The organism is Mesorhizobium sp. M1E.F.Ca.ET.063.01.1.1, assembly GCF_003998155.1.
In the GTDB taxonomy this organism is placed as follows: domain Bacteria; phylum Pseudomonadota; class Alphaproteobacteria; order Rhizobiales; family Rhizobiaceae; genus Mesorhizobium.
Window position 1 is genome coordinate 1 of sequence record NZ_RZSC01001620.1, and the last position, 444, is coordinate 444.

Here is a 444-nt window from a genome sequence, read left to right on the forward strand (position 1 = left end):
GGGGAGAGGTGGCCGCGAAGCGGCCGGAGAGGGGCCTTCGTAGGGCGCTCCCCCTCTCCATCTCGGCTTCGCCGAGCCACCTCTCCCCCACTTTCGTGGGGGCGAGGAAACTGTGCATCACGGCTGCCCATTCCCCGACAAAATCTGCGCCGCGCCCTTTATCGCCGCGCGAAACGCCTCGTCGAAGCTGACGCCGCGCACCTGCCATCGATACGTCTTGCCGCGATCTGACAGCCGCCAGTCGGCGATCCAGCCGAGTTCCTTGTCGCTCCATACGATGCTCCCGGCGAGCGCCTGGACTGCTCCCGCTTTTTTCGCGAGCCGGTCGAGTCTTGCCATGTCGGCATTGCGCAACGCCTTGTCGTCGAGCCCGGCAAGCTGCCCGGATTTCGGAAAACTGGCATGCATCAGCAATGGCGCCGTAGCGTTGACGAAGGATTCGCG

The 444-nt window shown here is 65.1% G+C and carries 1 protein-coding gene; it reads right to left on the reverse strand.

Annotation, left to right across the window (positions count from 1 at the left end; translation table 11 throughout):
- Window positions 1-117: 117 nt before the first annotated feature.
- The coding region (locus tag EOA29_RS40080) for a DUF2066 domain-containing protein (protein WP_127222587.1) at window positions 118-444 on the reverse strand (327 nt) is incomplete at its 5' end.